At 68.8% G+C, this 12,541-nt stretch carries 14 protein-coding genes; 11 read left to right on the plus strand and 3 right to left on the minus strand.

What is annotated here, in order from left to right; genetic code table 11:
- The first annotated feature begins 11 nt into the window (after positions 1-11).
- Positions 12-614, plus strand: coding sequence for a rhomboid family intramembrane serine protease (locus AC1Q9M_RS23120; protein ID WP_492435960.1), 603 nt, complete (start codon positions 12-14; stop codon positions 612-614).
- A 30-nt stretch (positions 615-644) separates the two neighbouring features.
- On the opposite strand, the gene AC1Q9M_RS23125 is transcribed toward AC1Q9M_RS23120, so the two are convergent.
- Positions 645-1,490 (minus strand): ferritin family protein, encoded by an 846-nt coding sequence (locus AC1Q9M_RS23125; protein WP_291111587.1) that lies wholly within the window; start codon positions 1,488-1,490, stop codon positions 645-647.
- Positions 1,491-1,700: 210 nt separating this feature from the next.
- On the opposite strand from AC1Q9M_RS23125, the gene AC1Q9M_RS23130 reads away from it, so the two are divergent.
- The 9 genes from AC1Q9M_RS23130 to AC1Q9M_RS23170 all read left to right on the plus strand — a co-directional run bounded on the left by AC1Q9M_RS23130 (position 1,701) and on the right by AC1Q9M_RS23170 (position 9,824).
- Entirely contained in the window at positions 1,701-2,297 is a 597-nt protein-coding gene (locus AC1Q9M_RS23130; RefSeq protein WP_382322300.1) for a glutathione peroxidase, read from the plus strand.
- Positions 2,298-2,635: 338 nt separating this feature from the next.
- The gene (locus tag AC1Q9M_RS23135; protein ID WP_382322301.1) at positions 2,636-4,060 is read left to right on the plus strand and encodes an NAD(P)/FAD-dependent oxidoreductase; all 1,425 of its coding nucleotides are present in this window, start codon (positions 2,636-2,638) and stop codon (positions 4,058-4,060) included.
- Entirely contained in the window at positions 4,057-4,866 is an 810-nt protein-coding gene (locus AC1Q9M_RS23140; protein ID WP_444687726.1) for a DUF1365 domain-containing protein, read from the plus strand. Before AC1Q9M_RS23135 ends, AC1Q9M_RS23140 begins: the two co-directional genes overlap by 4 nt.
- Complete coding sequence (locus AC1Q9M_RS23145) at positions 4,863-6,092, plus strand: class I SAM-dependent methyltransferase (protein WP_444687727.1); 1,230 nt, start codon at positions 4,863-4,865, stop codon at positions 6,090-6,092. Before AC1Q9M_RS23140 ends, AC1Q9M_RS23145 begins: the two co-directional genes overlap by 4 nt.
- Before the next feature lie 10 nt (positions 6,093-6,102).
- Entirely contained in the window at positions 6,103-6,666 is a 564-nt protein-coding gene (locus tag AC1Q9M_RS23150; RefSeq protein ID WP_492435964.1) for a chalcone isomerase family protein, read from the plus strand.
- Positions 6,663-7,979 carry an MFS transporter gene (locus tag AC1Q9M_RS23155; RefSeq protein ID WP_492435965.1) on the plus strand — a complete coding sequence of 439 codons (1,317 nt, stop codon included), beginning with the start codon at positions 6,663-6,665 and terminating at the stop codon, positions 7,977-7,979. Before AC1Q9M_RS23150 ends, AC1Q9M_RS23155 begins: the two co-directional genes overlap by 4 nt.
- A gap of 9 nt (positions 7,980-7,988) precedes the next feature.
- Complete coding sequence (locus AC1Q9M_RS23160; protein ID WP_444687730.1) at positions 7,989-8,528, plus strand: DUF3833 domain-containing protein; 540 nt, start codon at positions 7,989-7,991, stop codon at positions 8,526-8,528.
- A gap of 83 nt (positions 8,529-8,611) precedes the next feature.
- Entirely contained in the window at positions 8,612-9,376 is a 765-nt protein-coding gene (locus tag AC1Q9M_RS23165) for an SDR family NAD(P)-dependent oxidoreductase (RefSeq protein ID WP_492436017.1), read from the plus strand.
- A 7-nt stretch (positions 9,377-9,383) separates the two neighbouring features.
- Positions 9,384-9,824, plus strand: coding sequence for a nuclear transport factor 2 family protein (locus tag AC1Q9M_RS23170; RefSeq protein ID WP_382322307.1), 441 nt, complete (start codon positions 9,384-9,386; stop codon positions 9,822-9,824).
- A 93-nt stretch (positions 9,825-9,917) separates the two neighbouring features.
- Here the strand turns inward: AC1Q9M_RS23170 and AC1Q9M_RS23175 are convergent, their stop codons facing one another.
- Positions 9,918-10,532 carry a glutathione S-transferase C-terminal domain-containing protein gene (locus tag AC1Q9M_RS23175; RefSeq protein WP_382322308.1) on the minus strand — a complete coding sequence of 205 codons (615 nt, stop codon included), beginning with the start codon at positions 10,530-10,532 and terminating at the stop codon, positions 9,918-9,920.
- 125 nt (positions 10,533-10,657) lie between these two features.
- On the opposite strand from AC1Q9M_RS23175, the gene purB reads away from it, so the two are divergent.
- Complete coding sequence (purB, locus tag AC1Q9M_RS23180; RefSeq protein WP_444687731.1) at positions 10,658-12,085, plus strand: adenylosuccinate lyase; 1,428 nt, start codon at positions 10,658-10,660, stop codon at positions 12,083-12,085.
- Here the strand turns inward: purB and AC1Q9M_RS23185 are convergent, their stop codons facing one another.
- Entirely contained in the window at positions 12,086-12,508 is a 423-nt protein-coding gene (locus AC1Q9M_RS23185; RefSeq protein ID WP_291111565.1) for a DUF3717 domain-containing protein, read from the minus strand.
- Positions 12,509-12,541: the final 33 nt, after the last annotated feature.

Consider the following 12,541-nt stretch of genomic DNA (forward strand, 5'->3'; position numbering starts at 1 on the left):
GTCGACCCGCCGTGACACCGTGGCACGGCAGCTGGTTGTGGCTTTGCGGCCTGCATGCCGCGCTCAGCCTTCTGGTGTGGTGGTCCCCTCCCGGCGTGGCCGACGCGCTCACCTGGCGCGCGGGCGAATGGACGGCACGGCCCTGGACGCTGTGGAGCAGCGCCTGGGTCCACCTGAACCGCCCCCATCTCGTGGGCAACGTGCTGGCCATGGGCGGCGTGGCCGCCGCGGGTTGGGTGCTGCGGCCCGGTGCGCGCTGCACGCTGGCGTGGCTGCTGGCCTGGCCACTCACGCAGGTCTCGCTGCTGCTGTGGCCGCAGGTGGGCTACGCGGTCGGCCTCTCCGGCCTCATGCATGCCGGCGTTCTGGTGCTGGCGGTGCAGGTCGCGCTGCGCCGCCTGCCCATCCGTGGCGCGCGGTTCTGGGGCGGGCTGCTGGTCGTGGTGGTGCTGACCAAGGTGCTGCTCGAACGGGGCTGGTCCCAGCCCATCGTGTGGGACGCCGACAGCCACCTGTCGGTGGTGCAGGCCGCGCACGTCACCGGCGCCTTTTGGGGCGTGGTGCTGGGGCTGGCGGAACCCCTGCTGAAGCGCCCACGAAAAAGCCCGCCGTAGCGGGCTTTCAGGCACGGGGCGCGCAGGGCCTCAGGCCGCCGACGGTGCCGCGGTGACCGAGACCGCCTTGCGGAAGCGGTTGAGCTCCTGCACGGTCTTGAAGCTCTGCTCCATCAGCAGGCTCATGTTGTGCAGGATGCGATCGACCACGCGCGTTTCCCACACCGCATCGAAGTTGATCTGCTTGTCCAGCCAGTGCTCCAGCCACTCGGGATTGGGCAGGCGGCTCTGGATGGTGTCGTTGGGGAACAGGTTCTTGTTCACGTGCAGGTTGGTCGGGTGCAGCGCCTGCGCGGTGCGGCGCGCGCTGGCCATCAGCACGCCCACCTTGGCGAAGGCCGAGCGGGCCTCGTTGCCGAACTTGCCGATCGCGCGCTTCATGTAGCGCAGGTAGGCGCCGCCGTGGCGGGCCTCGTCCTGGCTGAGCGTGCTGTAGATCTGCTTGATCACGGGTTCGGTGTGCCACTCGCTGGCGCGGCGGTACCAGTGGTTCAGGCGGATCTCGCCGCAGAAGTGCAGCATCAGCGTCTCCAGCGGCGGGGCCGGATCGAACTCGAAGCGGATGTCGTGCAGCTCCTGCTCCGTGGGCACCAGCTCGGGGCGGAAGCGGCGCAGGTACTCCATCAGCACCAGCGAGTGCTTCTGCTCTTCAAAGAACCAGATCGACATGAAGGCCGAGAAATCGGAATCGTCGCGGTTGTCGCGCAGGAACATCTCGGTGGCCGGCAACGCGGCCCACTCGGTGATGGCATTCATCTTGATGGTCTGCGCCTGTTCATCGGTCAACGCGCTGGCGTCGAACTTGTCCCAGGGGATGTCCTTGTCCATGTCCCAACGCACGGATTCGAGTTGTTTGAAGAGTTCAGGATAGAGCATGGTGGTCTTTCTTAACGCGGACATTCTATGCGGCGGGCTTTCACGGCAATGACAAACCACCCCATCGTTCGGGACTTGCCCCCTCGGAAAGTTCCGATGGCACCGGTTTGAATCCACCCAGCCGCCACCTGCGTAGTGGAGATCAGACGCGCTTGAGTTTGCGACAGGCCCATGTTGGAATGAATTTTTTTGACCCCCTGGAGTTGCCGCATGAAGAACCTTGAATTCCTGGGCCTGGCCCTGGCCCTGTCCGTCGCGCTGGTATTCGCCACGGTGCCGCCCGCCGCGGCCCAGACCACGCCCGCGCCCACGAGCGCCAGCTGCCCCGCGCTGCTGCAGCACCGCTTCGACCGCCTGCAGGACGAAAAGCCCCAGTCGCTGTGCCAATACAGCGGCAAGGTGGTGCTGGTGGTGAACACCGCGAGCTTCTGCGGTTTCACCAAGCAATACGAAGGCCTGGAGGCGCTCTACGCGCGCTACCAGTCCCAGGGTCTGGTGGTGCTGGGCTTCCCGGCCAACGACTTCGGCAGCCAGGAGCCGGGCAGCAACCAGGCCATCGCCGACTTCTGCGAGAACACCTTCGGCGTGAAATTCCCGATGTTCAGCAAGACCAGCGTGGTCGGGCGCGACACCAACCCGCTGTACCGCCAGCTGGCTGAAAAGACGGGCGACCACCCGCGCTGGAATTTCCACAAATACCTGATCGCGCGCGACGGCCAGACCGTGCGCAGCTACGCCAGCGGGGTCGACCCCAAAAACCCCGCATTCGTCAAGGACATCGAAAAGTTTCTATCGACCAAATTGTGACTGATGAGTCACAATGAAAACCAACAAGTATTTCAACGCGAGTTGCCACCATGCCCCTGCCCAGCCATTCCCGCTCTGCGCGCCCGACGACCGGGGCATGGAACTTTTCTCGCGCACCGGGCGTCGTAAACAGCAGGCCGGACAGCGTGCCGGCCGCCGATTTCCGTTTTGTACTGCGAAGCCTTCCGGGTCTGCGTGATCCGGCTGCAATCCCGAGGCGCTTCTCCTCCTCCTCCCTCCCTCCCTTGTTCGTCTGGGGGCGCTTCGCAGTCTTTTGTATTGGCCTCCGTGGCCGCCGCACCCGTCGGTGCGCGGCCCACCGGCCGTGAGGTCCGTCCATGCAGCCGGGCCTCTTCCCCACCTCCGTCTCTCCTGCGCGCGCCGCCATCTCCCGGCCTTCGCGCGTGGCCATCGTCGGCTCGGGCATTGCCGGCCTGGCCGCCGCCCACACCTTGCAGGGCCTGGCTGACGTCACGCTGTACGAGGCGGGCGACCATTTCGGCGGCCATGCCCACACGGTGGACGTGACCCTGACCGATGCCTATGGCGTGCCCACCACCTTTGGCGTCGACACCGGCTTTCTGGTGCTCAACGAGCGCACGTACCCCAATCTGCTGGCCCTGCTCGCCGCGCTGGAGGTGCCGACCGCCCGCGCCGACATGTCGTTCTCGGTCCAGGTGCCGGGTGCCGGGCCCGGCGGCGACGCGCTCGAATGGAGCGGCAGCGACCTGTCTTCCGTGTTCGCGCAGCGCCGCAACCTGGCCAACCCACGCTTTCTGCGCATGCTGGCCGACATCGCGCGCTTCAACCGCGTCACCACCCGCCTGGCCGAACGTGGCGACGACCTGCGGCCCGACAGCCCCCTGCTGCAACCACTGGGCGATTTCCTGCGCGAACAGCGCTTCTCGGCCGAATTCCGCGACTGGTACTTCCTGCCCATGATGGGCTGCATCTGGAGCTGCCCGACCGACCAGATGCTGGCCTTCCCGGTCGCCACCATGGTGCGCTTCTGCCACAACCACGGCCTGATCCAGGTCAGGAACCGGCCGCAGTGGCACACGGTCGCGGGGGGCGCCCGCCAGTACGTGAGCAAGATCCTGCGGGGGGTGGGCGACCTGCGCCTCCTCACGCCGGTGCAGCAGGTGCTGCGCGACGACGAGGGCGTGCGCGTGGTCTCACCCGGCCATGTGGACCGCTTCGACGCCATCGTGATGGCCTGCCACAGCGACCAGGCGCTGCGCCTGCTCGGCGATCAGGCCTCGGTGGCCGAACGCGAGCTGCTCGGCGCCATCCGCTACCAGCCCAACCGCGCCGTGCTGCACACCGATGCCTCGGTGCTGCCGGAGAACCCGCGTGCCTGGGCGGCCTGGAACTACGAGCGCGCGCCCAGCGCCGATCAGGAATCGGCCAACGTCTGCCTGCATTACCTGATCAACCGCCTGCAGCCGCTGCCGGTGCCGCAACCGGTGGTGGTCTCGCTCAATCCGCAGCGCGAGATCAACCCCACGCAAGTGCTGGGCGAGTACGCCTACGAGCACCCGGTGTTCGACCTCGGTGCCATTCGCGCCCAGGCCGGCGTGCCGGCCTTGCAGGGCCATCGCCACACCTGGTTCGCCGGTGCCTGGACCGGCTATGGCTTTCACGAGGACGGGCTCAAGTCGGGCCTGCAGGCCGCGCGTGGCCTGATCGATGCGCACCACCTGGTGCCGCTGGCCAACGAGCGCGAGCTGCGCCGGGCCGCGCTTCCCGGGGTGTTCGCATGAACGCGGCCGTGGCGCAGCTGGGCTTCGGCCAGGTGCGCCACACGCGCCACCGGCCCCGGCACCACGCGTTCGCCTACGCCACCTGCTTTCTGATGCTGCCCATGCGCAGCCTGCGCGCGCACGGCCCCGGCGCGCTGGCGCGCAACCGAAGTGCCGCGCTGAGCTTTCACGACACCGACCACGGCGATGGCCGCGCCGACAGCCTGGGCTGGCTGGACGAGGTGCTGCACCAGCACGGCATCCACGACGCGCAGGGCGAGGTCTGGCTGCACACCTACCCGCGCATGCTGGGCTACAGCTTCAAGCCGGTGAGTTTCTGGTACTGCCATCGCCCCGATGGTTCGCTGCGCGCGGTGCTCGCCGAGGTGAACAACACCTTTGGCGAACGCCATTGCTATTTGCTCGACGCGCCCCGCTATGGCCAACCCTGCGAAACCGCCAAGGTGTTCCACGTCTCGCCGTTCTGCCCGGTGCGCGGGCGCTACCGTTTCGTCTTCATGCGCACGCAAGGCCCCACCGCCCGCACCGTGGCGCGCATCGACTACTTCGATGGCGTGGGTGAGGCGGCCCTGCTCAACACCAGCGTGAGCGGTGAACTGCTGCCGCTCGATGCCCGCACGCTGCGCCGCGCGCTGTGGTCCCACCCCGCCATGACCCTGGGCGTGATCGCCCGCATCCACTGGCAGGCCTTGCGCCTGTGGTGGCAGAAGGCCCCGTTCTTCCGCCAGCCGCCCGCGCCGGGCGACTTCGTGACCGCCGCCGTGCCCTCGGCGCCCACCGTGACCGCCGAGCCGCGCCAACCATGAACAGCACCACCGCCTCCCGCCGCCCCGTGGACTTCGAACTGCCGCGCAACACGCCGGCCGCCGCGCGCACCGTCCTGCAACTGCTGCAGCGCCTGGTGCACGGCAGCCTCACGCTGCAGCTGCCCGACGGCTCGGTACAGCGCTTCGGGCAGTCCGACGGACCGCACGCGAGCATGAGGCTGCACAACTGGAACGTGTGCAGCGCCACGCTGAAATCGGGCGACATCGGTTTCGCCGAAACCTACATCGCCGGCGACTGGAGCACGCCGCACCTCACCTCGCTGCTCTCGCTGCTGGTGGCCAACCGCCGCGAGGTCGAGGACATGGTCTATGGCTCCTGGCTGGGCCGCCTGGCCTACCGCGTGCGGCACCTGCTCAACCGCAACTCCAAGGCCAACAGCCGCAAGAACATCCACGCGCACTACGACCTGGGCAATGCGTTCTACCGCCTGTGGCTGGACGAGACCATGAACTACTCGTCGGCCTGGTTCGAGACGCCGGACCAGCCGATGGTGATGGCGCAGCACGCCAAGGTGCGCCGCGCGCTGCGCCTGGCCGGTGTGCGCCCGGGCGACCGCGTGCTGGAGATCGGCTGTGGCTGGGGCGCCCTGGCCGAGAAGGCCACCACCGAGTTCGATGCCTCGGTGGTCGGTGTGACGCTGTCGACCGAACAGCTGGCCTTCGCGAAACAGCGCCTGCAGGCCATCGGCCGCCAGGACCGCGCCGACCTGCGGCTGCAGGACTACCGCGACATCCCCGACGCGCCGTTCGACGCCATCTGCTCGATCGAGATGGTCGAGGCGGTGGGGCGCTCGTATTGGCCGACCTACTTCCAGACCGTGGCCCGCCTGCTCAAGCCCGGTGGCCGGGCCTGCATCCAGAGCATCGTGATCGCCGACGCGCATTTCGACCGCTACATCAAGGGCACGGACTTCATCCAGCAATACATCTTCCCGGGCGGTTGCCTTCCCTGTCCACGCGAGCTGCGCGCCCAGGCCGCGCAGGCGGGGCTGGAAGTGGTCGACGAGTTCGCCTTCGGCCAGGACTACGCGCGCACGCTGTCGATCTGGCGCGAGGACTTCCTGCGCGAACAGGAGCGCGTGCTGCAACTGGGCTTCGACCAGCGCTTCCTGCGCATCTGGGAGTTCTACCTCGCTTATTGCGAGGCGGCGTTCGAGCAGCAGAGCGTGGACGTCGTGCAGTACACGCTGCGCAAGCCGGCCTGAGGCCCGCGCCATGCCCACCCGCCCTCTTCACCTGTCCGTGGCCCTCGCGCTGCTGGTGGGGGGGCCCGCAAGCGCGCAGCCCGCGCCAGCCCCCATGCTGAGCGCGGCGCTGCAAGACCAGACGCTCAGCGGCAGCGCCCGCCTTCGGTACTGGGGGTTCGACGTCTACGACGCGCGCCTGTATGTCGCGCCAGGCTTTGACATCCAGCGCTTCGAAGACCAGCGCTTCGGCCTGGAACTGAGCTACCTGCGCGGCTTCAAGGGCGCCGACATCGCCGAGCGCTCCATCGAGGAAATGAAAGGCCTGGCCCGGCTGGACCCCGCGCAGGCCCAGCGCTGGCAAGCCGCGATGAGCGCCCTGTTCCCCGAGGTGCGGCGCGGCGACCGCCTCACCGGCGTGCACGTGCCGGGCAGCGGCGCGCGCTTCTACGTCAACGGCCAGTGGCTCGGCGAGATCGCCGACGACGCCTTCTCGCGCCGGTTCTTCGGCATCTGGCTCTCGCCCAGGACCTCGCAGCCGCGCCTGCGCGAGGCCCTGATCCAGTCCCTGGGCGGTCCGCCGCGCGCACCATGAGCGAACCCGCCGCCCGCTTCATCGGGCCAGGCGCCTGGCGCCATGGGCTGCGCTACGGCCTGCTGGGCCTGCCGCTGGCTTTCGTCGCGTTGCCGCTGTACGTGATCCTGCCCAACCACTACGCGCGCGCGTTCGGCGCGCCGTTGGCGGCCCTGGGGGCGGTGCTGCTGGCCGCGCGGCTGATCGATGCCGTGCTCGATCCCTGGATCGGGCGCTGGTGCGACCGCCTCTTCGCGCGCTCGATCGCGGCGGTGTTGGGCGCGGCGGCCGGGGCCGCGCTGGTGCTCGCAGGCGGGCTGTGGGGTCTGCTGTTTCCGCCGGCCGCCGTGCGCGAGGCCGGCAGCGCGACCCTGCTCGGCTGGGCGGGCGGGCTGATGGCCCTCACCTACATCGCCTACAGCGTGATCTCGGTGGCGCACCAGGCCTGGGGCGCGCGCCTGGGCGGCGACGAGGCCCAGCGCAGCCGCGTGGTGGCCTGGCGCGAAGGCCTGGCCTTGCTGGGCGTGCTGATCGCCGCCGTGCTGCCCGCCACGCTGGGACTGGGCGCCACGGTCTCGGCCTTCGCCGTGCTGCTGGCGCTGGGCTGGTGGGCCTGGAGCCGCTCCACGCGCCCGCTCGACCGGTCCATGGCCACCGCGGCGGGTGGCCCCTCCCCGCTGCGGCAACCCGCGTTCCGGCGCCTGCTCGCGGTGTTCGTGATCAACGGCACCGCCAGCGCCGTGCCGGCCACGCTGGTGCTGTTCTTCGTGCAGGACCGGCTGCAGGCACCGGCGGCGGTGGAGCCGGCCTTCCTCGCCACCTACTTCCTGTGCGCCGCGCTGTCCATGCCGCTCTGGGTGCGGCTGGTCGCCCGCCTCGGTCTGGCGCGCACCTGGCTCGCGGGCATGGGCGTGGCGGTGGCGGTGTTCGTCTCGGCGGCCCTGCTCGGCGCGGGCGACGTGCTGCCCTTCCTGATCGTGTGCGCCCTCTCGGGCGTGGCGCTGGGCACCGACCTCGCCCTGCCCGGCGCGATGCTCGCCGGCCTGATCGGCCGGCTGGGTGAACGCGGCCAACGCGAGGGCGCGTACTTCGGCTGGTGGAACTTCGCCACCAAGCTCAACCTCGCGCTGGCCGCGGGTCTCGCCCTGCCGCTGCTGGCCTGGTTCGGCTACGCCCCGGGCACGCGCGACCCCACCGCGCTGCAGACCCTGACCATCGCCTACTGCCTGCTGCCGTGCGCGCTCAAGCTGCTGGCCGCAGGCACGCTGTACGCGCTGATCATCCGGCCCGAGCAAAGGCTAGCGCCACCGCGCCCCTCCCTGTCCACGAACTGAAAGACCGCCATGCAACGACGCCATTTGCTCGCCGCCGGCATCGCGGGCGCCGCCGCACTCTCGGGCTGCGCAGGCCCGCAGATCGCGCAGTACGCCGGCGAAAAACCGGTGCTCGACCTGCGCAGCTATTTCAACGGCACGCTCGACGCCTACGGTGTCTTCACCGACCGCTCGGGCGAGGTGATCAAGCGCTTCACCGTGGTCATGCGCTGCCAATGGAACGGGGACGACGGCGTGCTCGACGAGGCCTTCACCTACTCGGACGGCACGACACAGAAGCGCGTGTGGCGCATGAAGCACCTGGGCAACGGCCGCTTCAGCGGCACCGCCGACGACGTGGTGGGCGCCGCGCTCGGTGAGCAGCAGGGCAACGCCTTCCGATGGGGCTACACGCTGCGGCAACCGGTGGACGGCAAGACCTACGAAGTGCAGTTCGACGACTGGATGTACCTGATGGACGATCGCGTGATGCTCAACAAGGCCACGATGAGCAAGTTCGGCATCCGCCTGGGCGAGGTCACGCTGTCGTTCGTGAAGCGCCGGCCATGAGCACCCCCAGGACCTTCGTCGATGCGCCCATGCCGCCCCCTCGGGCGGCGAGCGGTGCGCGCGGCTTCTCGCTGTTCGGTCCCATGAACCCCCGCATCACCGACTGGCGCGGTCTGCGCGTGTGGCTGATCGGCGCTTCCAGCGGCATTGGCGAAGCCACCGCCTCGGCCCTGCACGCACGCGGGGCGCAGGTGCTGCTGTCGGCTCGCAATGCGCCCGCGCTGAACGCTTTCGTGGCCGCGCACCCGGCCGCGCAGGCCTGGCCGCTGGACGTGACCGATGCCACCGCGGTCATGCGCACCATCGACCAGATCCTCGCGCAAGGCCCGCTAGATCTGGTGCTGTACTGCGCCGGCCACTACCGCGAGATGCGCGCCACCGACATGGACCTCGCCGACCTTCGGCGCCACGTCGACATCAACTACCTCGGCGCGCTGCACGTGCTCGACGCCGCCGTGCCCGCGATGGCGGCGCGGGGCCATGGGCACATCAGCCTGATCAGCAGCGTGGCGGGTTTTCGCGGCCTGCCCAAGAGCCTGGCCTACGGCCCGACCAAGGCCGCGCTCACCCACCTCGCCGAGACGCTGTACCTGGACCTGCAGCCCCTGGGCCTGGGCGTGAGCGTGGTGCATCCCGGCTTCGTGAGCACCCCCCTGACGGCCCGCAACGGCTTCACCATGCCCGCGCTGATCACACCTGCACAGGCGGCCCAGGCCATGCTGGCCGGCTGGGGCCAGGGCGCGTTCGACATCCACTACCCCAAGCGCTTCACGCGCTGGATGAAGCTGTTGCGCCTGCTGCCCTACCGCGCGTACTTTCCGGCGGTGCGCCGCATCACCGGGCTATAACCCGTTCATGTCCACCGACCACCGCGCCGCCATCGACCACCTCTGCGACTGGTTCGAGTCGCTCTCCCCCGGCTCGCTCGCCCGGCTCGGCGAGTTCTACACGCCGGACGCGCGCTTCAAGGACCCGTTCAACGAGGTGCAGGGCATCCCGGCCATCACACGCGTGTTCGAACACATGTTCGACAGCCTCACGGCGCCGCGCTTCATCGTCACGGGCCGGCTGGTGGACGGCGCGCAATGTTTTCTGGTGTGGGAGTTCCGCTTTCGTTTTCAGCGCTTTGACACCGTGACCGAGCAGGTGGTGCGCGGCGGCTCGCACCTGCGGCTCGCGCCCGACGGCCGCGTCAGCGACCACCGCGACTATTGGGACGCGGCGGAAGAGCTGTACGAAAAACTGCCTGTGCTGGGCGGGCTGATGCGCTGGCTGAAGAAGAAAGCGCAGGAGTGAGCGGCTTTCGGCCAGGATGCCGCGGAACTGGCTTTGCCAGGCCGCAGGCATCGCCCCCTGGGGGGTGACGCGCCGCAGGCGCGGCGCGGGGGGTTAGGCCGGCCTCGTGTCGACGAAGCTCTGGCGCAGGTTGAGCTTCTCGGCCAGGCGGGCCAGGTTGGGGTACGGCGAGCGCCAGTCGATGCTGGCGAAGCGGAAGTCCAGGTAACCCAGCGCGCAGCCCACGGCCACGTCGGACAGGCTGAAGTGGATGCCCGAGCAGAACGCCTTCTCGCCCAGGCCCTGGCTCATGGACTTCAGGCTGGCGTCGATCTTGGCGCGCTGGCGCTCGATCCACGCCTCGCTGCGCTCGCCATCGCCACGGCCGGGCCAGGTGGCTTCGAGCCGGGCCAGCACGGCGGCGTCCAGCAGGCCATCGGCCAGGGCTTCCCAGGTCTTGACCTCGGCGCGTTCTCGGCCTTGCGTGGGAATCAGCTTGCCCACCGGTGAAAGGGTGTCGAGGTACTCCACGATCACGCGCGAGTCGAACACGGCCTCGCCGCCTTCCATCACCAGGCAGGGCACCTTGCCCAGCGGGTTGGAGGTCATGATGGTGGTGTCGGCGGACCACACGTCTTCCAGGATGAACTGGTAGTCCAGTTTTTTCTCGGCCATGACAACGCGCACTTTTCGCACGTAGGGGCTGGTGATGGCGCCGATGAGTTTCATGGGGAATGGAATGGTCGTTGGACTGGGGAACACGATTCTAGCCAGCGCCAGGGGCACCCCCTCGGACAGCGGACACGGCGCCCGGCGGTGGGCCCGCCGCCGGACGGGCCTCCTACAATCGTGGGATGCGCCCGACCACCTCTTCTCCCGCCACGCCCGCCCACACCATCCCCGGCGCCCCCAGCGCCATTTCCGCCCTGTCGCCGCTCGACGGCCGTTACGCCGGCCGCCTGGCCAGCCTGCGCCCCTTCATGAGCGAGCAGGGCTACATGCACCGCCGCGTGCAGGTCGAGATCGCCTGGTTCATTGCGCTCTCCGACGCCGGCCTGGCCGAGTTCAAGCCGCTCTCGCCCGGCGCGCGCACCTACCTGCTGGGCCTGGTGAAGAACTTCAGCGAAGCCGATGGCCAGGCCATCAAGGACATCGAGAAGGTCACCAACCACGACGTGAAGGCGGTCGAGTACTGGATCAAATCGCGCTTCGAAGCGCGTCCTGAACTGGAGAAGGCCGCCGAGTTCGTGCACTTCGCCTGCACCAGCGAAGACATCAACAACACCAGCCACGCCCTGCAGCTCAAGGGCGGGCGCGACGCCGTGCTGCTGCCCGCGCTGGACGCGGTGATTGACAAGCTGCGCGAAATGGCCCACGCCTACGCGGCCGTGCCCATGCTCAGCCGCACGCACGGCCAGACCGCCAGCCCCACCACCGTGGGCAAGGAAATCGCCAACGTGGTGGTGCGCCTGAGCGCCGCACGCGACCGCATCGCCGGCGTCAAGCTGCTGGGCAAGATGAACGGCGCCGTGGGCAACTACAACGCCCACCTGAGCGCCTGGCCCGAGTTCGACTGGGAGGCGTTCAGCCGCAACGTGATCGAACAGCCCGAGCCGCTCGGTCTGGGCCTGACCTTCCAGCCCTACAGCATCCAGATCGAGCCGCACGACTACATGGCCGAGCTGTTCGACGCGGTCGCGCGCACCAACACCATCCTGATCGACCTCTCGCGCGACATCTGGGGCTATGTGAGCCTGGGCTATTTCAAACAACGCCTGAAGGCGGGCGAGATCGGCTCGTCCACCATGCCGCACAAGGTCAACCCGATCGACTTCGAGAACGCCGAAGGCAACCTGGGCCTGGCCAACGCGCTGCTGCGCCACCTCTCCGAGAAGCTGCCCATCAGCCGCTGGCAGCGCGACCTGACCGACTCCACCGTGCTGCGCAACATGGGCGTGGCCCTGGGCTACGCGGTGCTGGCCTACCACTCGATGGGTGTGGGGCTGGGCAAGCTCGAACTCAACGAGGAAGCCATCGCCGCCGACCTCGATGCGTCCTGGGAAGTGCTGGCCGAGCCGATCCAGACCGTGATGCGCCGCTATGGCGTCTCGGGCGCCTACGAAAAACTCAAGGAAGTCACGCGCGGCAAGACCGTGACCGCCGAGGCGCTGCACGAACTCATCCGCAGCCTGGACATTCCCCAGCCCGAAAAAGACCGCCTGCTGGCCATGACCCCGGGCAGCTACGTCGGCAAGGCCACCGAGCTGGCGCGGCGCGTCTGACTACCGCCCGGAACCGGGCTCTTCCAGCGCGCGCTCGGCGTAGCGGTTGAAGCGCCAGGCGTCGCCTTCGATGGTGATGCGCCGCCAGCTGGCGCGTTTCTCACCGGGGGTCATCTCGGTCCAGCGCTGCACTTCGTCGAAACGCCGGCCACAGCCCTTGCAGACCTCGTCGCCCTGGCTGGTCGAGCAGATCGCGATGCACGGCGTGTCGGGCGTGGTTTCGTACCAGGCCAGCCAGGCCTCGCGGGCGCGGGCGGGCAACGTGGCCTCGTCGGCCTCGGTCTCGTGGAACCAGATCATCAGCGCATACACCTCGGCCAAAGCGCGAAGCTCCTTGCACAGGGAGACACCGTCTGGCGAGGGTGAGCGCTCACGCCAGTAATTGATCGCGGCTTCGATGTCGGTGATGTGGATGCCGGCCATGGGGTGTGGATCATAGCCAGTCTGGCCCTTCGA

The organism is Hydrogenophaga sp. GW823-FHT04C09, from assembly GCF_058796355.1.

What these genes read in the sequence shown, in the direction of transcription:
- AC1Q9M_RS23125 (WP_291111587.1), bottom strand. Translation starts at nt 1,490, where the DNA reads ATGCTCTATCCTGAACTCTTCAAACAACTCGAATCCGTGCGTTGGGAC.
- AC1Q9M_RS23130 (WP_382322300.1), top strand. Translation starts at nt 1,701, where the DNA reads ATGAAGAACCTTGAATTCCTGGGCCTGGCCCTGGCCCTGTCCGTCGCG.
- AC1Q9M_RS23135 (WP_382322301.1), top strand. Translation starts at nt 2,636, where the DNA reads ATGCAGCCGGGCCTCTTCCCCACCTCCGTCTCTCCTGCGCGCGCCGCC.
- AC1Q9M_RS23140 (WP_444687726.1), top strand. Translation starts at nt 4,057, where the DNA reads ATGAACGCGGCCGTGGCGCAGCTGGGCTTCGGCCAGGTGCGCCACACG.
- AC1Q9M_RS23145 (WP_444687727.1), top strand. Translation starts at nt 4,863, where the DNA reads ATGAACAGCACCACCGCCTCCCGCCGCCCCGTGGACTTCGAACTGCCG.
- AC1Q9M_RS23150 (WP_492435964.1), top strand. Translation starts at nt 6,103, where the DNA reads ATGCCCACCCGCCCTCTTCACCTGTCCGTGGCCCTCGCGCTGCTGGTG.
- AC1Q9M_RS23155 (WP_492435965.1), top strand. Translation starts at nt 6,663, where the DNA reads ATGAGCGAACCCGCCGCCCGCTTCATCGGGCCAGGCGCCTGGCGCCAT.
- AC1Q9M_RS23160 (WP_444687730.1), top strand. Translation starts at nt 7,989, where the DNA reads ATGCAACGACGCCATTTGCTCGCCGCCGGCATCGCGGGCGCCGCCGCA.
- AC1Q9M_RS23165 (WP_492436017.1), top strand. Translation starts at nt 8,612, where the DNA reads ATGAACCCCCGCATCACCGACTGGCGCGGTCTGCGCGTGTGGCTGATC.
- AC1Q9M_RS23170 (WP_382322307.1), top strand. Translation starts at nt 9,384, where the DNA reads ATGTCCACCGACCACCGCGCCGCCATCGACCACCTCTGCGACTGGTTC.
- AC1Q9M_RS23175 (WP_382322308.1), bottom strand. Translation starts at nt 10,532, where the DNA reads ATGAAACTCATCGGCGCCATCACCAGCCCCTACGTGCGAAAAGTGCGC.
- purB (WP_444687731.1), top strand. Translation starts at nt 10,658, where the DNA reads ATGCGCCCGACCACCTCTTCTCCCGCCACGCCCGCCCACACCATCCCC.
- AC1Q9M_RS23185 (WP_291111565.1), bottom strand. Translation starts at nt 12,508, where the DNA reads ATGGCCGGCATCCACATCACCGACATCGAAGCCGCGATCAATTACTGG.